We start from the raw sequence: 24,329 nt of genomic DNA, 5'->3' as shown, positions 1-24,329 counted from the left end.
GTGCCCGCGCCGGGGACCGGAGTGGTGATCCACGGGCAGGACCTGCCCGTGGCCGAGATGCTGGACCGGGCCGCCCTCGCCGAGAAGATCGGCGTGGACGCGGTCTGGCTCGTGCAACTCCCCAGCCTGCGCGACAGCGGCTCGGTGCTGGCCGCGCTCGCGGGCGTGACGTCACGGGTCACCCTCGGGGCCGGCGTGCTGCCCTTCTACACCCGGCCTCCCGTCACCTTGGCGCAGACCGCCTTGACGGTCGACGAGCTGTCCGGGGGCCGGTTCGCGCTGGGGGTCGGCAGCGGGCACCGGATGACGGCCGAGTGGATGCTCGGCGTGCCGATGGGGCCGCCGGTGGACTCCATGCGGGAGTACCTGTCGGTGGTGACGTCCCTGATCAGGGACGGAGAGGTCTACCAGACGGGGCGATACTTCACCGCTCATGCCGTGTACGCCGGGCCGCGCCGCCCTGAGCTGCCGGTGTACCTGGGGGCGTTCGGGCCGCGCATGGCGGAGCTGGCCGGGGAACACGCCGACGGGCTGATGTTGTGGATGTGTTCCGCCCCCTACGTGCACGAGGTCGTGATGCCCGCGTTGAGGCGCGGGCTGGCGCGGGCCGGGCGGTCGCTCGACGGGTATCCGGTGATCGTGATGGTGCCGGGGGCGGTGAGCACCGACCTGGCCGGGGATCGTGAGTTGTTGCGGCGTTATCTCGCCGCCTACGCGCGGGTGCCCACCTACCGGACCATGTACGAGCGCAGTGGCTTCGGGGCGGACCTGGCTTCCGGGAAGGTCGGCGACGCGATGCTCGACGGCATCGCCGTGCTCGGGGACGAGTCCGCTGTCGCGGACATGGTCTCCCGGTACGCCGAGGCGGGGGCCACCCAGGTCGTCATCACGCCCATGGCCTCGGCGCACAATGATCGGGCGCTGTTCACGCGTACCGTCGAGGCTCTGGTGAACCGGTGAGCGGCGGCCTTCACGGCGCTGTTCTGGCGCGCGCCCGGCGGCGGCCGGACGCGGTGGCGGTGCGGTGCGATGGCGTCGCCCTGACCTACGGCGAGCTGCTGGCCCGCTCGGCGGCGGTGGCCGGGTTCGTGCGTGCGGCCGGCGTCGGGCCTGAGGACGTCGTCGCCGTCCGGGCGCGGCGTGGGGTCGCCCTGCCGGTGGCGCTGCTCGGGGTGTTGCGGGCGGGCGCGGCCTTCCTCGCGATCCCCGAGGACGTTCCGGAGGAGCGGGCGGCGCGGCTCACAGCCGACTCCGGGGCGCGCCTGACCGTGACCGGGACCGAGGTCGGCGAGGGTTTCCACGATGCCTTCGTTGACCCTCTGACCTGCGCCTATGTCGCGTACACGTCGGGGTCGACCGGGCGCCCGAAGGGGGTCGTGGTTCCTCATGAGGCGGCGGCCGGGCACATCGGCGCGATGGGGCGACGGCTGCGCCTGGGGCGGGACGACCTCGTGCTGCAGTACGCCGGTGAGGGCGTCGACGTGTTCGTCGAGCAGCTCTTCTGCGGGCTGTCGGCCGGGGCGACCGTGCTCATGCGCGGTCCCGAGCCGTGGGGTACCGCGGAGGTGCGGGCGGCGTTCGCCTCCGGGGTGACCGTGGCCGACCTGCCCGCGGCGCTGTTCGCCGAACTGGCCTCGGGGCCACTCGACGGGCCCGCGCCGCGCGTGCTGACGGTCGGCGGGGAACGCATGCCCGCCGGGGCGGCCCGGCGGTGGGTCGAGGCGGGACACGCCCTGGTCAACGCCTACGGCCCGACCGAGACAGTGATCACCGCCAGCGCCTCTTCCGTCCGGGCGCCGGGTTCGGAGGTGCCGATCGGCTGGGCGGTCGGGGGGCGGCGGCTGCGTGTACTGGACGCCGAGCTGCGCCAGGTCGCGGCTGGGGAGTTGTATGTCGGGGGCGCCGATCTGGCGCGCGGATATCTGGGCCGCCCCGCCGCCACGGCTGAACGCTTCGTCCCGGACCCGGACGGGCCGCCCGGTGCGCGCATGTACCGCACCGGCGACCTGGTGACCACCTCGCCCGACGGGCTGGTGTTCGCCGGCCGGGCCGATGAGCAGGTCAAGGTCAGCGGCTACCGGGTCGAACCCGGCGAGGTCGAGGCGCTCCTCGTCACGCACCCCGGGGTGACCTCCTGCCGGGTGGTCGCCGACGACGGTCGGCTGGCCGCGCACCTTACCGGTGCCGTCGAGGTCGACGCGCTGCGGGCCTGGGCCGGGGAACGCCTTCCTGCGTGGATGGTGCCGTCGTCCTGGCACGTGCACGAGCGGCTGCCGGTCACCGCCGCGGGGAAGGTCGACCTGGCCGCGCTCCGGACCTTGGCCGAGACGTCTTCTGGGTCCGCGAGCTGGGACGATGACGTCCACCAGCGGATCGCGGCCATCTGGGAACGAGTGCTCGGCACCGGCCCCGTCGGGCCGGACGACGACTTCTTCGGCCGGGGTGGGACGTCGCTGGCCGCCATCCGGGTGATCGCCGCGCTGCGCGCCGAGTTCGGGTGCGAGCCCGCTCTGCGCGACTTCTACGCCACCCCGACCGTGGCCGGGATCGCCGGTCTGCTGGCCGCCGGGCCCTCTGTGGCCTCGAGCATTCCGGTCGTGGACGACCTGTGCGCGCCGCTGTCCTTGATGCAGGAGCAGATCTGGTTCCTGGAGCAGGTCGATCCGGGCAACATCGCCTACAACGCCCCGACGACCTTCCGGTTCGAGGGACCCCTCGACGCCGACCGGCTGGCGGCGGCGATCACCCGGCTGGTCGAGCGGCACGAGATCCTCCGGGCCACCATCGAGACCGCCGCCGACGGCACGCCCTTTCAGCGGGTCCACCCGCCCTACCCCGTCGGGCTCCCGGTGGTCGAGACCGCCGATCCCGAGGCGGTCGTGCTGGCCGAGTCGCGGCGGGCCTTCGACGTGTCCGCGCTGCCCCTCGCCCGGTGGACGCTGCTGCGGATCGCCCCTGACGTGCACGAACTCGTTCTCGTCGAGCATCATCTGATCCACGACGGCTGGTCGTTCGCGCTGCTGGCCGAAGACTTGGCCGCCTTCTACCGTGGCGTGTCGCCGGTGTCCTCGCCCGGCGCGCGGTATCGCGACTTCGCGCGGTGGCAGCGGGACGGCCTGTCCCAGGAGCAGCGGGCGTACTGGACGGATCGGCTGCGCGGCGCCGACGACGCCCTGGACCTGCCGCAGGACCGGGCCCGGTCCGCTGAGCACACCTTCGCCGGGGGCACCCACCGGGTCGAGCTCCCGGCGGACCTCTGCGAGCGGGCGCGGGCGGCCAGCCGGACCGCCGGGGTGCCGCTGTTCGCGACCCTGCTGACCGCGTATGTCGGGTTGCTGCACCGGGTCGGCGGGCGGCGGGACCTGTGCGTGGGCTCGGCCTTCGCCAACCGCCGGGTCCCCGGGACCGAGGCGACGGCCGGCATGTTCGTGAACCCGGTGACCCTGCGCTTCGACATTCCTCCTCACGCCACCGCGACGGAGCTGCTGGCCCAGGTCGCGGCGGTCGTCCGGGACGCCCAGGAGAACCAGGAACTGCCCTTCACCCGGGTGGTCGAGGCGCTGTCCCCGGTACGCGTCCCCGGCCGCAACCCGCTGTTCGCCGCGATGTTCAACATGGACGACGCGCCGCTCAGCCCGCTCGACTTCGGCGACGTCCGGGCGAGCTACCTGGAGCGGCACAACGGCACCGCCAAACTCGACCTGTCCGTCCTGGCGGTCCCGCGCGCGGAACGCCAGAGCGGCCTCCCGGAGGCCGAACGCGACCGGCGCATCACGATGATCTGGGAGTACCGCGCCGACCTGTTCGACGCCGCCACCGTCGCCCGGATGGCGTCACAGTACGAGACCCTCCTGTCGGCCCTGCTCACCGAGCCGAACCCGCTCGAGGAACTCCTTCTCACCGCGCAGCCCAACGCTTCGGCCGTGGCCCGGCCGACGGCGCAGGCCGAGGCCCTCCCTCCTGCCTCCCTGGCCGAGGACGTCGTCGGTCTGTTCCTCCGGAGAGTGGCCGAGGCCCCTGAGCGGGTCGCGGTCCAGGTCGCGGGAGGTTCCTCGCTCACCTATCGGGAGCTGGATCGGCGGACCGGTGTCGTGGCGGGGCTGCTGGACGGATTCGGGCCTGAGGACGTCGTCGGGGTGTGTGCTGATCGAGGTCTCGACCTGCCGTCCCTCTTTCTGGGCGTGCTCCGGGCCGGGGCGGCCTACCTGCCGGTCGATCCGTCGTGGCCTGCCGCGCGCGTCGCGGAACTGCTGTCGGCCGCAGGGGCCACGGCGGTCCTGACGACTGCGTCTTACCGTGACATTTTGGACGTCGCGGAGCCTCTGTCGGCTGACCTGTACCGGCGGGTTCCCGTCGTCGTGCCCGATTGGGGCCGGGAGGTCGTCGCGCCGCCGGTTGTCGTTCCTCCTCCGGAGGCGGCGGCGTACCTGATCACCACGTCGGGGTCGACCGGGGAGCCCAAGCGGGTGGTGAGCACGCGGGGCGGGCTCGCGGCCGAGTATCGGGCCTGGGAGCGGGCCTACCGGCTGGAACCCGGGGGGCACGCGCAGGTCGCGTCGGCGGCGTTCGACGTGTGCACGGGTGAGATCGTCCGGGCGGCGGCGAGCGGCGGGACGCTCGTGGTCTGCCCGCCCGACGTCGTGCTCGATCCGGTGGCACTGCACCGGGCCTTCTTGAAGAACGACGTCCACTACGCGGAGTTGCTGCCGTCGGTCGCCCGGCTGCTGGCCGACCACTGCATGGCCACCGGGGAGTCGCTCGGGTTCATGCGGCTGATCGCGGTCGGCGGCGAGCCGTGGACCGCCGCCGAGCACACCGCCCTGGCGCGGGTCGCCGGGCCGTCGACCCGCGTTCTCAATGTGTACGGGGTCACCGAGGCCACCGTCGGCAGCACTCTGTGGGAGCCCGCCGGACCTCTCGGCGACGGCTGGCTGCCGATCGGCTCGGGGCTGCCCGGCGTCGGGGCGCGCGTGGCCGACGCGGCCCTCTCCCCCGTTCCTCCCGGTATCGCCGGGACGATCTGCCTGTCCGGACCCACTCTCGCCCGTGGCTACCACGGCGAACCGGGCCGCACCGCCGACCGATTCCGGCCCGACCCGGCAGGTCCGCATGGCGCCCGGCTGTATGCCACCGGCGACCGCGGCCGGCTCCGGCCCGACGGCGCGATCGAGTTCCTCGGGCGGGACGACCGCCAGGTCAAGGTGCGCGGCTTCCGCGTCGAACCGGGCGAGGTCGAGGCCGCCCTGCGCGCAGCGCCCGGCGTGCGGGACGCGATCGTGGTCCCCGCCCGGGACGAGATCGGCCGGGTCTCACGGCTGGCGGCCTTCGTGCTCGTGCGGCCCGATATCCGGCCTGATGTCCTGCCTGATGCCCGGCCCGATGCCCGCCCCGATGTCCGGCCTGATGTCCGCCCCGACATTCGCCGCGGCGAGCGGGTCGGCGAGTCGGCGGACGGCGGGGAGCTGCTCTCGTGGGTGCGGGAGCGGTTGCCCGCGCATCTGGTGCCGGGTTCGGTGACCGTGCTGGAGGCCTTCCCCCGGACTTCCACCGGCAAGATCGACCGGGCCGCGCTGGCCGCTGCCGCGCCTGTCCGGCGGTCCGAGTACGTCGCTCCCCGGGACGAGCGGGAGCGGGTGATCGCCGGGATCCTCGGCGAGGTGCTCGGCGGGGTCAGGGTCGGTGCGTTCGACGACTTCTTCGCGCTCGGCGGGCACAGTCTGCTGGCCGCGCGGGCCGCCGTCCGGCTGCGGGAGGCGCTCGGACGGCACGTGTCCGTCCGAGACCTGCTGGCCGCTCCCAGCGTGGCCGCCCTCGCGGGACGGCTGGCCGCGACCGGGCGGCAGGCGGCGACGCCGGTGCCGGTGCGCGCCGACCGGAGTGCCTACCGGGTGGACGTGGCGGTCTTCGACGACGCCGGGGAGGTGGCCCGATGACGTCGGTGGTGGCGGTCCCCGCCTCGTACGCGCAGGAGCGCCTCTGGCTGGCCGAACGGCTGGCCGGGGGGCGCGCGCACCACGTACACACGGCGGTTGAACTGACCGGTCCGCTCGACGTGACGGCCTTCGCGGCGGCGGTCCAGCGGGCTGCGGGCCGGCACGAGGCTCTGCGCACCACCCTGCGCCCCATCGACGGACGCCCCCACCAGCTCATCGCCGACCACCTCGTCCTGCCCTCCCCGGTCGGGGAGACGGCGAGCGAGGTCCGGCTGGATCTGGCGAGTGGGCCGGTCGTGCACAGCGAGTTGGTCCGTGTCGGTCCTGACCGGCATGTGTGGCTGCTGACCGCGCATCACGCGGTCTGCGACGGCTGGTCGCTCGGTGTGCTGCTCGAGGAGATCGGCGCCGCCTATCGCGGCGAACCGCTCGCCGAGCCCGCGCTCCACTACGCCGACTACGCCATCTGGCAGCGCGACCTCGGCGAGAACGGCGGCCTGGACGAAGGACTGGCCCACTGGTCGCGCGTGCTCGCCGGAGCCCCGGCCGCGCTCGACCTGCCCGCCGACCGCACCCGCCCCACCGACCGCACCCTCAGCGGCGCGCTCCTGCCGCTCCCCCCGCTGCCCGCCGGGCTGGCGACGCTGGCGGAGACCGAACGGGTGACCCCGTTCGCCGCCGCCCTGGCCGCCTTCGCCCTGCTCCTGCACCGCCTGACCGGCGCCGGGGACCTGGTGATCGGCACCACCCACGCCGGCCGCGACCGCCCGGAGACCGAACGCCTGGTCGGCTGCGTCGCCAACACCCTGCCGCTGCGGATCGCCGTGGACCCCCGGATGGGCTTCCGCGCCCTGCTGCACCGGGCCGGGGACGCCGTCCTGTCCGCCCACGACCACGCGGACGTGCCCTTCGACCGCATCGTGCACACCCTCAACCCGGCCCGCGAGCCCGGCCGACACCCGATCTTCCAGGTCATGCTCGACACCGAACCCCCCTCGACCGACCGCCTCCGCCTCCCCGGCGTCACCGCGAAGGCGCTCCCCGCCCCCGACCGGGGCGTCGCCCTGTTCGACCTGAGCCTGACCCTGAGCCGGGACGGCGGCGTGGTCCTGGAGTACAGCACCGACCTGTTCGACGAGGAGACCGCCCACTCCTACGCGTCCTGCCTGGCGCCCCTGACCGCCTCAGCACTGTCCACCCCGGACGCCCCACTCCGCGACCTGCCCGCCCTCCCGGAAACGGACCGAAACCACCTCATCGCAACGTCCACGAGGACCATCCCGGACATCACGTTGGGCGACATGCCGGCCCTCGCGGAGGAAGACCCGCAGCATCCCCCCGCGACCCGCGTCTCCCAGTCCTCGCCCATCGGCCAGGTCGCGGAGCCGGCCGGGGCGGCGAACCGGAGCCACCGCGCAGCCGACCACTCTTCGCTGGTTCAGGACCTGATCGAAGCCGCGGCCCGCCGACGGCCGGACGCCTACGCGGCCGGAGAGCTGACCTGGCGAGAGTTCATGGGCCGGGCCTCGTGGGTGCAGCAGGAGCTGGAGCGACGTGGTGTGGGGCGCGGCGCGGTGGTGGCGCTGCTGGCGGAGCGGTCACCGGAGGCGATTGCCTGGATCTGCGGCATCCATCGCGCCGGGGCCGCCTATCTCCCGCTCGACCCCGCCCTTCCGGAAGCCCGCCTGACGGACCTGTTGTCCCGGATCCGCCCCGCCGCGGTCATCACCGGCGACGCCACCCGCCTGATGGATTTCCCGACCCTCCCGGAGGTCCGAACAGCAGCCGTCAGCGTGGCGGTGGCCGTTTCTTCTCAGGATCTCGCCTACGTCATGTTCACCTCCGGGTCCACCGGGGAGCCCAAGGCCGTTGAGGTCACGCATGGCGGGCTGGCCGCTTATGTGGCCGCTCACCAGGCTCTCTATGACCTCTCGCCCGACGATCGGGTGCTTCAATCGGGATCGCTGAGCTTCGATCTCAGCGCGGAGGAGATCTTCCCGTGCCTGGTGGCGGGGGCGACGCTCGTACCGCGCACCGAGGACATGCTCGAAGGGCCGGACGCGTTCCTCGCGGGGCTCGACCGGCTCGGCATCACGGTCGCGCATCTGCCGACCTCGCTGCTGCCGCCGCTCGACGGGCCACCGCCTGCCGCGCTCCGGCTGGTGGTGGTCGGCAGTGAGCCCGCCGACCCGGCTCGCCTCCGGCCGTGGGCCGCCGTGCCGGGTGCCCGGCTCGTTCATGTGTACGGCGTCACCGAGGCCAGCATGGTCTCCACCGCCGCCTTCCTGGACGAAGTGCCCGAGCGGACCCGTCCGAGCATCGGGCACGCCATCGCGGGCACCGAGGTTCACGTCTTGGACGCCATGCTCGAACCGGCCCCCGACGGGGTACCCGGCGAGGTCTACATCGGTGGCGCGGGGCTGGCCCGTGGTTACCGGGGCGATCCCCGGCGGACCGCCTCCCGGTTCGTCCCCCACCCGTTCGCCCAGGGACGCCGCCTCTACCGGACCGGCGACCTGGCCCGGCGGCGGGCGGACGGCTCGCTGGAGCACCTCGGCCGCCGCGACCGGCAGCTCAGCCTGCGTGGATTCCGCATCGATCCGCTGGAGCCGGAGGCCGCGCTGCGACGCCACCCGGCCGTCGCCGACGCCGCCGTCACGGTGCGCGGCGACCTGCTGGCCGGATACGTCGTCCCGCGTGGCGAGAGCGTCCCGGCGCACGACCTGCGCGCGCACGTGGCGGAGAGCCTGCCGCCGCACCTCGTGCCGGGTGTGTTCGTCTGGCTGGAGGCGCTGCCCCGGACCGGCAGCGGGAAGGTCGACGTCGCCGCGCTTCCCGCGCCGCCGGCCCGCACCCAGGCCGCGCGCCCGCTGACCGGCCCGGCCCAGATCGCCGTGGCGGACGTCTGGCGGGCCGTCCTCGGTGTCGACGGCGTCGGCCCCGACGACGACTTCTTCCAGCTCGGCGGCCATTCGCTGCTCGCCGGTCAGGTGGCGGCCCGGCTGCGCCGCCACTTCGGGGTTCCGGTCCCGATGACCCTGATCTTCCGTCACCCCCGCCTCGCCGATCTCGCCGCCGCCGTGGAGCAGGTGTCCCATCCGGGTACTCGCCCGTTCGGCGGGCGGGGCATGTCGGCGGGCCAGGCGCTGCGGGACGCCGTCGGGGACAGTGACGAGCTCGCGGAGCTCATGCGGAACCTGGGGGTGGGCCGTGACTGAGACCGCGAAGATCGTCCCGGTGTCCCGGGGGCAGCGGCGGCTCTGGTTCGTGGATCGGCTGGCCGGGGGTGCGCGCGAGTACAACGTCGTGCTGGCCCTGCGGCTGCACGGTGACCTCGACGTCGACCGGCTCACCGAGGCGATCTCCGGGGTGGTCGCCCGGCAGGAGGCGCTGCGGTCGCGGTTCATGGCCGTCGACGGCGAGCCTGTCATGATCGTCGATCCGCCCTCTCCCGTGGTCGTCGAGCGGGTGCACGGCGATCTCGAATCGGTGCTGGCGGAGGCGGCGAACGGGGTCGATCTGTCGGTGGGGCCCATCGCCCGGTTCTGGCTGGCCGAGCCCGACTGCACGCTCGTCGTGGGGGTGCACCACATCGTGTTCGACGGCTGGTCGGCGTCGGTGTTCGTCCGGGATCTGGCCGCTCTCTACTCCGGTACGCAGGCGCCCGATCTGGCGGCGGGGTTCGCCGACTACGCCGTCTGGCAGCACGAGTCGGGGCTGTCCCCCGACGGGCTCGCCTTCTGGCGGGACACCCTGCGCGACGCTCCGGCCGTGCTCGACCTGCCGCTCGACCGGCCCCGGCCGGTGCGGCGGTCCGGTGCGGGTGAGCGCATTCCGCTGACCGTCTCCCCCGAGGTCACCGGGCGGCTGGCCGCCGTCTGCCGGGAGCGGGGCGCGACGACGTTCATGGGGCTGCTGGGCGCGCTCAACGTGGTCATCGGCCGATACTGCGGCACCCGCGACGTCGTGGTGGGCACGCTCACCTCCGACCGGGTGCTGCCCGAGCTGGAGGATCTGGTCGGGTTCTTCGTCAACACGGTCGCGCTGCGCACCGACCTGTCGGGGGATCCGGGCTTCGGTGAGGTGGTGGCGCGGTCGCGGGTCACCGCGCTGGAGGCGTTCGGGCACCAGGACGTGCCGTTCGACCGGGTCGTCGAGGAGGTCTCGCCGCAGCGGGCGGCCGGGGTGACCCCGTATGTGCAGGTCGCGGTCGCGTTGCAGAACGTGCCCGAGCCGGCGGCGCGGCTCGGGGGCGGGGTGACGGCGACGCCGGTGCCGGTCCCCATCCGGGTGGCGGCGTTCGACCTGTCCGTTCAGGTCTGGCCGGAAGACGGCGGTCTGACGGGGTTCGTCGAGTACGCCACCGAGCTGTTCGACCGTCCGACCATCGACGGCTTCGTCACCGCCTTCCAGCACGCCCTGGCCCAGGGCACCGCCGAGCCGTCCGCCCCCATCTCCCGGCTTATCCTCACCGCGCCTGAACCTCCGGCCGCCGAACCGCCACCGGCCCGCTGCCTGCACGACCTGGTCGCCGACGTGGCCGCCCGCACCCCGGAAGCCATCGCCGCCACCTGCGCCGGATCCGAGCTCACCTACGCCGACCTCGACCGGCGCGCCCGCCGGCTCGCCCACACCTTGAAGGAGCACGGCGTCGGGCCCGGCTCGATCGTCGGGGTGTGCCTGCCCCGGTCGCTGGACGTACCGGTCGCCCTGCTGGCCGTGCTGCACGCCGGGGCCGCCTATCTGCCGCTGGAGGCCGACTACCCGGCCGAGCGGCTGGCGTACATGATCGAGGACTCCGGCGCCCGGGTGGTCATCGGCGCAGGAGCCTTCGACGGGGTCACGGTGGTCTCCCCGGGCACCGGACCTGGCGAGGCTCCCGCACTCGACCCGGTCGACCCAGAAGCTCTGGCGTACGTCATCTACACCTCCGGCTCGACCGGGCGGCCCAAGGGCGTGGGTGTCGCGCACTCGGCCGTGGCCTGCCGGGTGCACGAGCCCGACTGGCTGCCGCTCGGTGCGCATGAGGTGTTCATGCTGGCCACGCCGTTGTCGTTCGACGTGTCGGTGCTGGAGTTGTTCGGCTGCCTCGTGAACGGGCACACGCTGGCGATCCTTCCGGCGGGCAAGGCGCTGCCCGAGCGGGTGGCCGCGTTCCTCGCCGACGAGCCGGTCACCGTCACGTGGCTGACGGCGGCTCTCTTTCACGCCGTGGTCGACTGCGCCGAGCGGCCGTTCCCCACGGTCCGGCATCTGATCGCGGGTGGTGACCAGCTCTCGGCCGACCACGTCGCGCGGGCCGCCGCGCTGGTGCCCGGCGGGCAGGTCATGAACGGTTACGGCCCGACCGAGGCCACGATCTTCACCACCACCTACGACATCCCGCGCCACCACTCCGGGCGGGTGCCGATCGGGACGGCGCTGCCGTTCACCGGGATCCACATCATGGGGCCCGGCCTCTCGCCGGCGCCGCCCGGCGTCATCGGCGAGCTGCTCGTGTCCGGCGCGGGTCTGGCGCGCGGTTATCTGGGACGGCCCGCGCTCACCGCCGAACGGTTCGTGCCCGACCCCGGGACACCCGGCGGTCGGCTCTACCGGACCGGGGACCTGGTAAGACGGCGTGGCGACGGGCTCACCGAGTTCCTCGGACGGGCCGACCAGCAGGTGAAGATCCGCGGGTTCCGGGTCGAACTGGAGGAGATCGAGCAGGTTCTGCGTCGCCATCCGGGGATCAGGGACGTCGTGGTCACCGCCCCCGAGCACGACGGCGACCGGCGGGTGATCGCCTACGTCGTCCCGGCCGGGGAGGGGCCCTCGCTCGCCGAGGTGCTGCGGCACTGCCGGGACGCCCTGCCCGACTACATGGTGCCGGCGCTCGTCGTGACGCTGGCGGCGCTGCCCGTCAGCCCGAACGGCAAGGTCGACCGGGCCGCGCTGCCTCGTCCGGCCTCCGATCGGCCCGCGCTGGAGGGGTACGTCCCGCCGCGCGGACATGTGCAACGTGCGCTGGCCGACCTGTGGACCACCCTGCTCCGCCTCGACCGGATCGGCGCGCACGACCACTTCTTCGACGTCGGCGGCCACAGTCTGCTGGCCAGCCGCCTGCTGGCGAGGGTCCGCAAGACGTTCGCCTGTGAGGTGCCGCTGGCCGACTTCCTGGCGACGCCGACCGTGGCGGCGCTGGCCGATCTCGTCCAGGACCGGCTGACCGCCGCCGGCTCCGTCACTCAGGGACGTCCGGCGCTGGCGCGGGCCGCGCACAACGGCACCGTGCCGGTGTCGCCGGGGCAGCGGCGGCTGTGGTTCGTCGACCGGCTGGCCGGGGGTGCGCGCGAGTACGAGGTCGTGCTGGCCCTGCGCCTGTCCGGTGACGTGGACGTCGACCGGCTGGTGGCGGCGGTGTCGGGGGTGGTGGCCCGGCAGGAGGCGCTGCGGTCGCGGTTCATCGAGGTGGACGGCGAACCCGTCATGGTCGTCGACCCGCCCGCCCCGGTCACGGTCGAGCGGGTGCACGGCCCGGTCGAGCCGGTGCTGGCCCAGGCGGCGGCCGGGGTCGACCTGTCGGTCGGTCCGGTGGCCCGCTTCTGGCTGGTGGAGCCGGAGCTCACCCTGGTCGTGGGTGTGCACCACATCGTGTTCGACGGATGGTCCGGGTCGGTGTTCCTGCACGACCTCGCCGCCCTCTACGCCGGGCAGGAGCCGCCACCGCTCACGGCCGGGTTCGCCGACTTCGCCGTGTGGGAGCACGAATCCGGCGTCTCCCCCGAGGCGCTGGACTTCTGGCGGGAGACCCTGCGGGACGCGCCGCCGGTGCTGGACCTGCCGCTCGACCGGGCCCGTCCGGCCCGGCGCACGTGGGCGGCCGACCGGGTGCCCGTCCGGGTTCCGGCGCGGGTGATCGAGGCGTTCCGGCGGGCCGGGGCGACGCCGTTCATGGGGGTGCTGGCCGGGCTGAACGTCGTGCTGGCACGGGCCTGCCGGACCACGGACGTCATCGTGGGCACCTTCACCACCGACAGGGCCGCGCCCGAACTGGAGGACCTGGTCGGCTTCTTCGTCAACACCGTCGCGCTGCGCACGGACCTGTCGGGCGATCCCGGGTTCGGCGAGGTGCTGGCCCGGTCGCGGGCGGTCACGGTGGCGGCGCTGGCCTGCCAGGGGGTGCCGTTCGATCGGGTCGTGGAGGAGGTCGCGCCCGCGCGTGCCGCCGGGGTCACACCGTTCGTGCAGGTCGCGGTGGTCGTGCAGAACACGCCGGAGGCTCCGGTGGAGCTCGCGCCCGGGGTGCGGATCGAGGCGGTGCCGGTGCCGGTCACGACGTCGGCGTTCGACCTGTCGCTCCAGCTCTGGCCCGAGCCGGACGGCGGCATGACCGGGTTCGCCGAGTACTCCACCGAGCTGTTCGACCGCCCGACCGTCGAAAGCGTCGTCACCGCCCTGGACCGGGTCCTGGACCAGGGCACCGCCGACCCGGCCCAGCCGATGGCGGCGATCTCACTCGCCCCCGTGTCCGCTTCCGAATTCGCCGCCCGGGACGCCGGTACCGGTCTGGCCGAGACGATCGCCGCGCGGGCTGCCCGCACTCCGGACGGGGTCGCCTTCCGGGCCGGGGCGGACGTGCTCACGTACCGGGATCTGGATCGCCGTGCCCGGGCGGTGGCCGACCGGCTGCGTGCGCGGGGTGCGGGCCCCGAGACCGTGATCGGCGTGCGGTTGCCGCCCGGCCTGGATCTGCCGGTCGCCGTCGTCGGGATCCTGTACGCGGGCGCCGCCTATCTCCCCCTCGACCCCGCTCATCCGGCCGAACGGCTGAGCGCGCTGGCCGAGGACGCGGGCGCGCTGCTCGTGCTCACCGAGGTCGCCGACGAGGTGTCCGACACGGCGATCACGCCGGCCGATCCCGAGAACGTCGCCTGTGTCATCTTCACCTCCGGGTCCACCGGGCGGCCCAAGGGTGTGGCGATCACCGGGCGGTCGCTGCTCAACCGGCTCGGCTGGATGCGGGAGGCGGTGCCTTTCCTGGCCGGTGAGGTGTCGTGCCAGAAGACCCCGATCGCGTTCGTCGACTCCCTGTGGGAGCTGCTCGGTCCGCTGACCGGCGGGATGGCCAGTGTCGTGCTGAGTCAGGACGCGGTCCGCGATCCGCAGGTGCTGGTGGACGAGCTGGCCGACGCCGGGGTGTCGCGGGTGCTGATCGTGCCGTCGTTGCTGCGGGTGCTGCTGCGGACCGTCCCCGGCCTGGCCTCGCGGCTGCCGAACCTGACCACGTGGGTGAGCAGCGGCGAACCGCTGACCCGCGATGTCGCCCGGCTGTTCGCCGAGCTGCTGCCCGGGCGGCTGCTGCTCAACCTCTACGGCTCCTCCGAGGCCTGGGACGCCCTGTGTCCCGACGGCTCACCCGACCCGCGCGAACCCGCCTCTGGGCTGTCGCCCGGGGTTCCGGTCGGGCGGCCGATCGCGGGGGTGCGGGCAGTGATCTTGGACGAGGGCATGCGGCCGGTTCCTGATGGTTTCCCCGGTGAGCTCTATGTCGGTGGTCGGGCGCTGGCGCGCGGTTACCTGAACCGGCCGGGGCTGACGGCCGGACGCTTCCTGCCCGACCCGGCCGCGCCCGGGGCTCGCCTCTATCGGACCGGTGACCTGGCCAGGGTCCGGGCCGACGGGCAGGTGGAGTTACTGGGGCGTACCGACCATCAGGTCAAGATCAGGGGCGCGCGGGTCGAGCCCGGGGAGGTCGAGGCGGCGCTGGAGGAGCTGGCGGGCGTCCGGCAGGCGGCCGTCGTGGCTGTCCCCACGGATGGCGGGACCGAGCTCGTGGGTCATGTCGTCGCGCCGCGCGACCCCTTCGAGCTGCGGCGCGAGCTGGCCGGACGGCTGCCCGCGCACCTGGTGCCCGCCCGGATCGCCGTGCACGACGCGCTGCCCCGGACCGCCACCGGCAAGATCGATCGGCGCGCGCTGATGACGTACAGGACGGAAATCGCCCCGGAATCGGCGGCGATGACTGATCTGGAGCGGCGGATCGCCGCGATCTGGGCCGAGGAACTCGGGCGCGAGGTCGGGCCGCATGAGGACTTCTTCGACGTCGGCGGCCACAGCCTGCTCGCGCCGGTGCTGGTCGGCAAGCTCGCCGCCGAACTGTCGGTCGAGCTGCCGCTGAGCTGGTTGTTCGATCATCCGACCGTGCACGCCATGAGTATGTCCCCGCAGCTCACGGGAGGACCGCATGAGTGATCCGAGGAACCCGTGGCTGGCGCGGCTGCGTCCGGCCGCCGACGGCGACGTGACCCTGGTGTGCCTGCCGCACGCGGGCGCGGGGGCCGCCGCCTTCCGCGAGTGGGCCGGGGACCTGCCCTCGGGCGTGGACCTGTGCGGCATCCGGCTACCCGGCCGGGAAAGCCGGTTGCGGGAGAGGCCGCACACGCGGCTGGCGGAACTCGTCCCGGTGCTGGCCGACGCGCTCGCGGCCGTCGTGGATCGGCCCTACGCGCTGCTGGGCTACTGCTCGGGCGCGCTCACCGCCTATGAGCTGGCCGATCACCTGATCGCGGCCGGTCGCCGCCCGCCCGAGCTGCTCGCGGTGTGCGCGTTCCCCGCGCCGGCGCTGGTCGAGCCGACCGAGGTGCACACGCTGCCGACCGATCAACTGGCCGGGCACCTGAAGGGGCTGGGCATCGTGCCGGACGCGATCCTCGCCGACCCCGCCCTGTTCGGCATGTTCGAGCCGGGGGTACGGGCCGACTACGAGGTGCTGGAGACCTGGCGGCACCGGGCCCGGCCGCCGCTGCCGATCCCGATCTCGGTGTTCGGCGGCGACACCGACCCGAGCGTGACCGTCGAGGAGCTCCAGGGCTGGCGGGCCGCCACGACCGGGACGTTCACGCTGCGCGTCTACCCGGGCGGGCACGGCTTCTTCACCGCCGACCGCCGCGCCATCGCCCACGGCGTCGCCGCCGACATCGCGGCCGGTCGCCCGGCCGACCTGGCGGTGGCCCGATGACCTCACCTCCGATGTCGGACGTCAAGCGGCGGCTGCTCGCCCGGCTCGCCGCCGGGTCCGCCGGGCCGCCGCCGCCGAGGGTGCCGCGCCGGACCGGCACCGGGCCCGTCCCGCTCTCGTACGCCCAGGCCCGGGTCTGGCTGATGGACCGGCTGGCCGGGGAGCTGCCGCTGTTCAACCTGGTCATCGCCGGACGACTGCCGATGGACGTCGACCGCGAGGAGCTGACCCGGCGGCTGGCGGTGATCGTCGGGCGGCACGACGCCATGCGCATGTCGGTCACCGAGGACGCCGGGGAGCCGTTCCTGCACGTCGCCGAGCAGGTGCCGGTCGACATCCCGCTCGTCGACCTGTCCGGGGTCGCCGCGGCGCAGGCCGAGGAGATGGCCTTCCGGCACGCCTACGAGACCGGGTCGCGCCCCTACCGGCTGGATCGGGCGCCGCTGTGGCGGGTGGAACTGGTCCGGCTCGGGCCGGCCGACCATGTGCTCGTCATCGCCGCCCATCACATCGCCGTGGACGGCACCTCGCTCACCCTGATCCTGCGCGAGCTGGCCGGGTTCGACGAGCCGGAGCTTCCCGTCGGGTACGCCGACTTCGCCGCCTGGCAGCGCGGCCCGGCCGTCGCCGAGCAGGACAGGGGGCTGGCGTACTGGACCGAGCGGCTGGCCGGGCTCGACCCGCTCGACCTGCCCGCCGACCGGCGGCGACCGGCCCGGCCGACCTATCAGGGCGACTCGCTTCAGGTCGTGCTGGACCCGTCGCTGGTGGGGTCGCTGGCGGGGATCGGGCGGGCGGCGGGGGCGACGCCGTACATGACGGTGCTCGCGGCGTTCTGCGTGCTGCTGCACCGTTACACCGGCGTCGGCGACGTGTCGCTGGGCGCGTTCGTGTCCGGGCGGACCGAGCCTGAGCTGCACAACCTCGTCGGGATGTTCAGCAACATGATCGTCGTGCGGGCCGACCTCGGGGGCGGGCCCGGGTTCCGGCAGGTGATCGAGCGGGTGAAGTCGGCGCTGCTCGGCGCGATGGCCCATCAGGACGTGCCGTTCGAGCGGCTGGTGCGGGAGCTGGGCCACCGGAGCGGCGGGGACCGGTCGGCGCCGCCGCTGGTGCGGGTGGCCTACAACATGCCGGCCGAGGCGGGCGCGCTGCCGCCCATCGGGTCGTCGCTGCCGCTGGACTTCACCCACCGGGGGTCGCAGCTCGACCTGACCCTGCACATGATCGAGGAGGCCGGGACGATCCGGCTGACCTTCGAATACGCCACCGACCTGTTCGACGCCGCGACCGTCGACCGGATGAGCGGCCACTTCTGCACCCTCCTGGCGGGCCTGGCCGCCGACCCGGACGCGCCGGTCGCCCGGGTCGCGATGACCGGCCCGGCCGAGGACCGCCGTCTGGCCGCCTACGAGCAGGGCGCGCCCTACGACCGCGAGTCACCGGCGGCTGACAGCCGCGAGTTCATGGCGCTCCACGAGCTCGTCGCCGAGCAGGCCCGTCGTACCCCTGACGCGGTCGCCGTGGCCGGGGCAGGCCGCCCGCGCACCTACGCCGAGCTGGAGGCCGACTCCGACGCCGTCGCCCACCGGCTGCGCGAGGCCGGCGTCGGCCCCGAGTCGCCCGTGGGCGTCTTCCTGCGCCGGGGCGCCGCGTTGCCCGCCGCTCTGCTGGCCGTCTGGAAGACCGGGGGCGCGTACGTCCCCCTGGACCCCGGCCACCCCCGTGACCGCCTGGCGACCGTGGCCGCCGACTGTGGCGTGCGCGTCGTGGTCACCACTCCTGACCTGGCCGGACGTCTCCCCGACGGCCTGACGCCGGTGTTCGCCGACGAGGTCGTGCTGCCGGGTGTGTTCGTCCCGGCCCCCGCCGATCCGGACCGGGCCGCCTACGTCATGTACACCTCCGGCTCGACCGGCCGTCCCAAGGGCGTCGTCATCAGCCACGCCGGGATCGCCAACCGGGTGCTGTGGACGGTCGCCGAGCACGGCCTGCACGCGGGCGACCGGGTCCTCCAGAAGACGCCGCTGACCTTCGACGCGGCGGGCTGGGAGTTCTTCGCGCCGCTGGTCTCCGGCGGCACGGTCGTCCTGGCACCGGAAGGAGCCGAGCGCGACCCCGGCGCGATCGTCACAGCGGTCGGCGACCACGACGTGACCGTGCTCCAGGTCGTCCCGGCGCTGCTGCGGCTGCTGGTCGAGGAGCCCGGCTGGGAGCGCAACCGCGCCCTGCGGCTGCTGTTCTGCGCGGGCGAGCCTCTGCACGCCGACCTGTGCGCCCGCCTGCGCGCGCTCAGCCCGGCCAGGATCGTCAACACCTACGGCCCCACCGAGTGCTCCATCGACGTCACCGCCCACGAGGTCGGCCAGGAGACCGGGCCGATCCCGATCGGCCGCCCCATCGGCGGGCTGCGCATCCGGGTGCTGGCCGACGGCGAGCGGGTGCCCGAGGGCGTGGTGGGCGAGCTGATGGCGGGCGGGGCCGGGGTCGCCCGCGGCTACCTGGGCCGCCCGGCGCTGACGGCGGAACGGTTCGTGCCCGATCCCCATGGGCCACCCGGGTCGCGGCTCTACCGGACCGGCGACCTGGCGCGGTGGACCGGAGCGGGGGTGCTGGAGTTCCTCGGCCGTACCGACGACCAGATCAAGATCAACGGCGTGCGGGTGGAACCCGCCGAGATCGAGGCCGCGCTCGCCGCGTGCCCGCAGGTCAGCGCGGCCGTGGTGACACCCCGCCGCGCGCCGTCGGGTGGTGTCCAGCTCGTCGCCCACGTGACCGCACGGTCCGGGTCCCTGGTCGTGGACGCGCTGCGCGAAGCGGTCAGAGGCCGCCTGCCGGAGGCGATGGTCCCGGCGGCGATCGTCGAACTGCCTTCCTTCCCCCGTACGAGCAGCGGCAAGATCGACCGGCTCGCGGTCGCCGCACTCCCCGTGACGGTCGAGGACGGCCCCCGTACACCCCCCAGAACCGCGACCGAGAAGACCGTCGCCGAGGTGTGGACGACCCTGCTCAACCTGGAGCCCGGCGCGATCGCCCTGGAGGACGACTTCTTCCGGCTAGGCGGCCACTCGCTGCTCCTCGCCCGCCTGGCCGCCCGCCTCGCCGAGACGACCGGCCGGGCGGTTCCGCTCCCGGAGCTGTTCACCCGCACGACCGTCCGCGACCAGGCCGCCTACCTCGACGGCCCGGCCCGGCAGGCCCCGCCCCCGCTGGTGCCGGTGCCGCGCACCGGCCGGCTGCCGCTGTCGTTCGGCCAGCGCCGCCTGTGGTTCCTCGACCGGCTGCGGCCCGGGTCCGCCGAATACGTCGTCCCACTCGTCGTGCCCGCCCCCGGCGGGTGGGAGGCCACCCGCGAACGTCTTCTGGACGTCGCCCGCGCCCACGACGTGCTCCGCACCCGATACGCCGCCGGGGCGGGCGACCCCTACGCGGTCGTGGACGAAGAACCCGCCGTGCTCCTGGAGGAGGCGTCGGCCGATTCCGCCGCCGGGGTGACCGCGCTGCTGGCCGCCGAACTGGCGCGAGGCTTCGACCTGGAACGCGGCCCGGTGTGGCGCGCGCTGCTCGTCCACGTGCCGGGCGGCGCGGACCTGCTGCTGGTCACCGTCCACCACATCGCCTGCGACGCCCGCTCGGTCGAGGTCCTGACCCGCGCGCTCGGCGGCGACGGGATCGTCTCCCCCCGCCTCGGCTACCCGGACTTCGCCGAGTGGCAACGCCGCACCCTGACCGGGGCGTACCGCGACCGCCTGGTGGCCCACTGGAAGGAGCGGCTGACCGGCGTCACCCCGCTCGACCTGCCCGCCGACCGCCCCAGGCCGCCGATCCGCGACGCGCGCGGTGCGATGCACGCCTTCTCCGTACCCGCCCTCGGCCTGCTCGACCGGGGCCGCCGGGCCGGCGCGACCGCGTTCATGACGGTGCTCGCGGCCTTCACGGTGTTCCTGGCCCGCCACACCGGCCGCACCGACCTGCCCGTCGGCGTGCCCGTGGACGGCAGGGACCGGCCCGAACTCGACGACGTGCTGGGCTTCTTCGTCAACACGCTCGTCCTGCGCGCCGACCTGTCCGGCGCACCGGACTTCGACGAACTCCTGACCCGGATCCGGACCACCGCCCTGGACGCCTTCGCCCACCGCGACCTGCCGTTCGAGGTCCTGGTCGACGAGCTGCGCCCAGAACGCGACATGTCCCGCATCCCGATCACCGACGTCCTGTTCGACCTCCAGACCGGAGACCGGCCCGAAGACCTGTCCGAGGACGGCGAGGGCCTGTCCGCCTGGCGAACCGCCAAGGCCGACCTCACCCTGATGGTCCGCCTGTCCCGAGACGGCACCCTGACCTGCCGCTTCGAATACGCCACCGCCCTCTTCGACCCCGCCACGATCGAACACTTCGCCGACCGCTTCTCCTGCCTGATCACGGCCCTCGCCACCGCAACGGGCCCGGCCGAGAACGCCGACCTGCTGTCCCCCGGCGAGCGAGCCACCTTGACCGACTACGAGTCCGGCACCCTCCACGGCCCGATCGCCGCGCGACCCGCCGAGACTGGTAGCCCGGAGTCCACGCCAGGCACCCTCCGCGACAGGATCGCCGCCGAGCCGAACGACTCTCGTCGCCCCGAACTCGCGCCCGGCACCCTCCACGGCCTGGTCGCCGCGCACACCGCCGCCACGCCCGGCGCACTCGCCGTGACCGCGCCCGGCACCCCCGGGCTCACCTACCAAGAACTCTCGGATCGCGCGGCCCGGCTCGCGGCCCGGTTACGGGCGGCCGGGACCCGCCGGGGTGACGTCGTGGGGGTCTGCCTCGAACGTGGCCCCGACCTGGTCGTCGCCCTGCTGGCGGTCCTGCGGGCGGGCGCCGCGTACCTGCCGCTCGACCCTGACGACCCGCGTGAACGGCTGGCCTGGCTGGTCGCCGACACCGACGCCGCCGCGGTGGTCACCGAGTTCCCCGACCGTCTCCCCTCGGTCGTCCCCCTGCTGTCACCCGCCGACGAATCCGTCCGGGAGACCAGCAGGGACGCCGCCCCGGAACCGGCAGGGCCCGGCGACCTGGCCTACGTGATCTACACTTCCGGCTCCACCGGCACCCCCAAGGGCGTGATGATCGAGCACGCCGGGATCGTCAACCGGATCCGCTGGATGCAGCGCGCCTACGGCCTGCGGCCCGGCGACCGTGTCCTGCAGAAGACCCCCGCCACGTTCGACGTGTCGGTGTGGGAGTTCTTCTGGCCCCTGATCACCGGCGCGACCCTGGTCACCGCCCCGCCCGGCGCGCACCGCGACCCACGTGCCCTGGCCGGGGTGATCGCCGGCGAGGACGTCACCCATCTGCACTTCGTCCCGTCGATGCTGGAAGCCTTCCTCGCGGTCGTCCCGACCGTGCCCCAGTGCGTGCGAGAGGTGTTCGCCAGCGGCGAGGCCCTCACCGCCTCGGCCGCCCGCGCCTTCCACGCCGCCGCGCCGCACGCCCGCCTCCACAACCTCTACGGCCCCACCGAACTGTCGGTCGACGTCACCGCGATCGAGGTACCCGCCGGGCAGACCGACCCGGTCCCGATCGGCGCCCCCATCGACGGCATGCGCGTCGTGGTCGTCGACGGCCAGGGCCGCCGCGCGCCCGTCGGGGTGCCGGGCCACCTGCTCGCGGGCGGCGTCGGCACCGCACGCGGCTACGTCAACCGGCCGGGCCTGACCGCCACGCGCTTCACCCCCGACCCCGACCGTCCGGGCGAGCGGCTCTACCACACGGGCGACCTGGCCCGCTGGACCCGCGACGGCGTCCTGGAGTTCCTCGGCCGGGCCGACGACCAGGTCAAACTCCGTGGTGTACGGATAGAGCCCGGCGAGATCGCAGCCGTCGCGGCCACCTTGCCGGGCGTGCGCGAGGCGGTGGTGACCGTCGCAGGAGACCGCCTGGTCGGCTACTACGTCGCCACCGGCGAGCCCCCGCACGACCGCGACATCGTCACGCACTGCGCCCGCCGACTGCCCGCCGCGCTCGTCCCAGCCGTCTGGACCCGGCTGGACGCACTGCCGGTCGGCCGCAACGGCAAACTCGACCGTGCCGCGCTCCCGGCCCCCGGCCCCGCCGCTGTCGAGGGCGACCGCCCGCCCGAGGGCGTCGCCGAGGAACGCGTGGCCGCCGTCTGGGCCGAACTGCTCGGCGTCGAACCGGGCGCTCACCAGGACTTCTACGCCTTAGGCGGCCATTCACTGCTGGCTGTACGCGTCCAGCACCGCCTGGCCGAGGAGTTCGACGTGGACCTGCCCCTGCGGGCCCTGTTCGAGTCGACCACGGTGGCCACCCTGGCCGCAGCCGTCGAGACGGCGCTGTCCGCCCAGATCGACGACCTCAGCGACGCCGAGATAGAACGCCTCCTCGCCGAAGACGACGTGCCAGCGGACGGAGCCAGACATGACGCATGACACGGCCGCCGAGAAGCGGCGGGAGCTGCTGCGACGTCGGCTCGCCGGGGCGCGTGGCCCGGCGGCGCGGTTGCCGCTGGCCGATCGGTCCGGCCCGCTGCCGCTCTCGCCCGGCCAGCGGCGGCTCTGGTTCCTCGATCGGCTCGATCCCGGCGGCGTCGCCTATGTCGTGCCGCTGGTGTTGCGGTTCGCCGAGCGGGTGCCCGCGGCGCGGCTGCGCGAGTGCCTGTCGGAGCTGGCCGCCCGGCACGAGGCGCTGCGCACCCGGTTCGTACCCGGCGACGGCGAGCCATGGCAGGTCGTCGACGCGCCTTCGACCATCCGGTTGGCCGTGGTCCCGGCCACGCCCGAGCGGGTCGAGGAGGTCGTGGCCGGTCTCGTGTGGCGGCCGTTCGATCTGGCCGCCGGGCCGGTCTGGCGGGCGGCGCTCGTCGAGGTCGAGGGCGGCGGGTGCGTGCTGGCGCTGGCCGTCCACCACATCGCGTGTGACGGGATCTCGTTGGAGATCATCTCTCGCGAGCTGACCGCGTTGCTGTCCGGCGCCGACCTGCCGCCGCGCCCGCGCGTGCAGTACGCCGACGTCGCCGCCTGGCAGGCGTCCCGTCCGGCGGCGGGCCCTGAGCTCGACTACTGGCGGGACCGGCTGGCCGACCTGTCGCCGCTGGAGGTGCCGACGGACCGGCCCCGGCCGGCCGTGCGCGGCACCGGTGGCGGGATGGCCCTGTTCGGGGTGCCCGCAGAGGTGGCCGAGAGGTTGGCGGGATTTGGGCGGAGCCGGGGGGCGACGCCGTACATGACGCTGCTGGCGGCCTGGGCGCTGCTGCTCGGCCGGCACGCGGGACGGCTCGACGTCGCGGTCGGCACGCCGGTGGCCGGGCGGACCGCGCCCGAGGTGGCCGATGTCGTCGGCTGTTTCGTGAACATGCTGGTCATGCGGCTGGACCTGGCCGGGAACCCGACGTTCGGGGAGCTGCTCGACCGGGTCAGGCAGACCGCGCTCGGCGCGTTCGCGCACCAGGACGTGCCCTTCGAGCGGCTGGCCGCCGACCTCGAACCCGGCCGCGACCTGACCAGAAACCCCCTGTTCCAGCACGTCTTCGCCTACGAGGAGGACCCGGCCCGCGGCGAGGGCGGACCGGGACCTGCCGAGGTGGTGCCATTGGCGTCGGTGAGCGCCAAGTTCGACCTCCAGCTGACTGTGCGCAGGCAGTCGGACGGCGCTCTCACGGGAGTCGTCGAGTACGCCGCCGACCTGTTCGACCCCACCACCGCCGCGACGATGGCCGCCCGGCTGACCCGCCTGCTGACCGCGATCGCCGCCACCCCCGACGCCCACGTGGCCGACCTGCCGATCCTGGCCCCCGACGAGCGCGCCGCCCTGCTGAGCTGGAGCACGGGCGGAGCCGAGCCGGACCACCGCTTCCAGCCGCATGACCGCGCACACCTCCAGCCGGCCGCCCAGTTCGCGGAGGGATCCGAGTCAGACCACCGCCTCCAGGAACATGGCCGCGCACACCCCCACCCGGCCGCGCCGGGCGCGGAAGCACCCGAGCCGGGCCACGAGGACGTGGTCACCCGCTTCGAGCGGCACGCTCGCGCGCACCCGGGCCGCATCGCTCTGGTCGCGGGGACCGAGTGCCTCACCTACGCCGCCCTCGACGCCCGCGCCGACGCGCTGGCCCGGCGGCTGCGCGCCGAGGGGGCAAGGCCGGAGAGCCGCGTCGGGGTCCGCCTGCCTCGCGGCGCCGACCTGGTGCTGGCGCTGCTCGCGGTCGCGAAGTCGGGTGCCGCCTACGTCCCCCTGGACCCCGGCCATCCCGAGGCCCGTCTCGCCCAGATCACCGAGGACGCGGGGATCACGATCACCCTCGATCCCGCCCGCCCCGAGGACCGGCTGGCCCGGCTCGCGGTGGACGCGGGGGTAGAGACCAACCTCGACCCCGCCCGCCCCAAGTCAAAGCC

At 74.3% G+C, this 24,329-nt stretch carries 7 protein-coding genes (1 of these 7 cut by a window edge); all 7 read left to right on the top strand.

Features of this window, described 5'->3' with window-relative positions; genetic code table 11:
* Tightly spaced (each overlapping or abutting the next), the 7 genes in view from AW272_RS26580 to AW272_RS26550 form a layout consistent with a single transcriptional unit that may run on beyond the window.
* Positions 1 to 960 (top strand): LLM class flavin-dependent oxidoreductase, encoded by a 960-nt coding sequence (locus AW272_RS26580; protein WP_066370587.1) that lies wholly within the window; start codon positions 1 to 3, stop codon positions 958 to 960.
* Positions 957 to 5,933, top strand: coding sequence for a non-ribosomal peptide synthetase (locus AW272_RS26575; protein WP_066370584.1), 4,977 nt, complete (start codon positions 957 to 959; stop codon positions 5,931 to 5,933). The genes AW272_RS26580 and AW272_RS26575 overlap by 4 nt, the downstream gene beginning before the upstream one ends.
* A complete protein-coding gene (locus AW272_RS26570; RefSeq protein ID WP_066370582.1) occupies positions 5,930 to 9,151 on the top strand; it encodes a non-ribosomal peptide synthetase in 3,222 nt (1,073 codons plus the stop codon). The genes AW272_RS26575 and AW272_RS26570 overlap by 4 nt, the downstream gene beginning before the upstream one ends.
* Positions 9,144 to 15,167, top strand: coding sequence for a non-ribosomal peptide synthetase (locus AW272_RS26565; RefSeq protein ID WP_066370581.1), 6,024 nt, complete (start codon positions 9,144 to 9,146; stop codon positions 15,165 to 15,167). Before AW272_RS26570 ends, AW272_RS26565 begins: the two co-directional genes overlap by 8 nt.
* Positions 15,160 to 15,933: a thioesterase II family protein gene (locus AW272_RS26560; RefSeq protein ID WP_066370578.1), complete on the top strand. Its 774-nt coding sequence runs from the start codon at positions 15,160 to 15,162 to the stop codon at positions 15,931 to 15,933. Before AW272_RS26565 ends, AW272_RS26560 begins: the two co-directional genes overlap by 8 nt.
* On the top strand, positions 15,930 to 22,367 hold the full coding sequence (locus AW272_RS26555; protein WP_083958704.1) for a non-ribosomal peptide synthetase: 6,438 nt from the start codon (positions 15,930 to 15,932) through the stop codon (positions 22,365 to 22,367). The genes AW272_RS26560 and AW272_RS26555 overlap by 4 nt, the downstream gene beginning before the upstream one ends.
* Positions 22,357 to 24,329, top strand: the 5' end (the start) of a protein-coding gene (locus AW272_RS26550) for a non-ribosomal peptide synthetase (RefSeq protein ID WP_066370576.1). 7,609 nt of this gene lie beyond the right edge of the window; only the first 1,973 of its 9,582 coding nucleotides appear in the window; it begins with the start codon at positions 22,357 to 22,359; the stop codon falls past the right edge of the window. Before AW272_RS26555 ends, AW272_RS26550 begins: the two co-directional genes overlap by 11 nt.

Source organism: Herbidospora mongoliensis (genome assembly GCF_001570545.1).
In the GTDB taxonomy this organism is placed as follows: Bacteria; Actinomycetota; Actinomycetes; order Streptosporangiales; family Streptosporangiaceae; genus Herbidospora; species Herbidospora mongoliensis.
Note: the sequence above shows the minus strand (reverse complement) of the source record. Positions and strands in the feature narration are given on the sequence as shown.

What these genes read in the sequence shown, in the direction of transcription:
- AW272_RS26570 (WP_066370582.1), top strand. Translation starts at nt 5,930, where the DNA reads ATGACGTCGGTGGTGGCGGTCCCCGCCTCGTACGCGCAGGAGCGCCTC.
- AW272_RS26560 (WP_066370578.1), top strand. Translation starts at nt 15,160, where the DNA reads ATGAGTGATCCGAGGAACCCGTGGCTGGCGCGGCTGCGTCCGGCCGCC.
- AW272_RS26555 (WP_083958704.1), top strand. Translation starts at nt 15,930, where the DNA reads ATGACCTCACCTCCGATGTCGGACGTCAAGCGGCGGCTGCTCGCCCGG.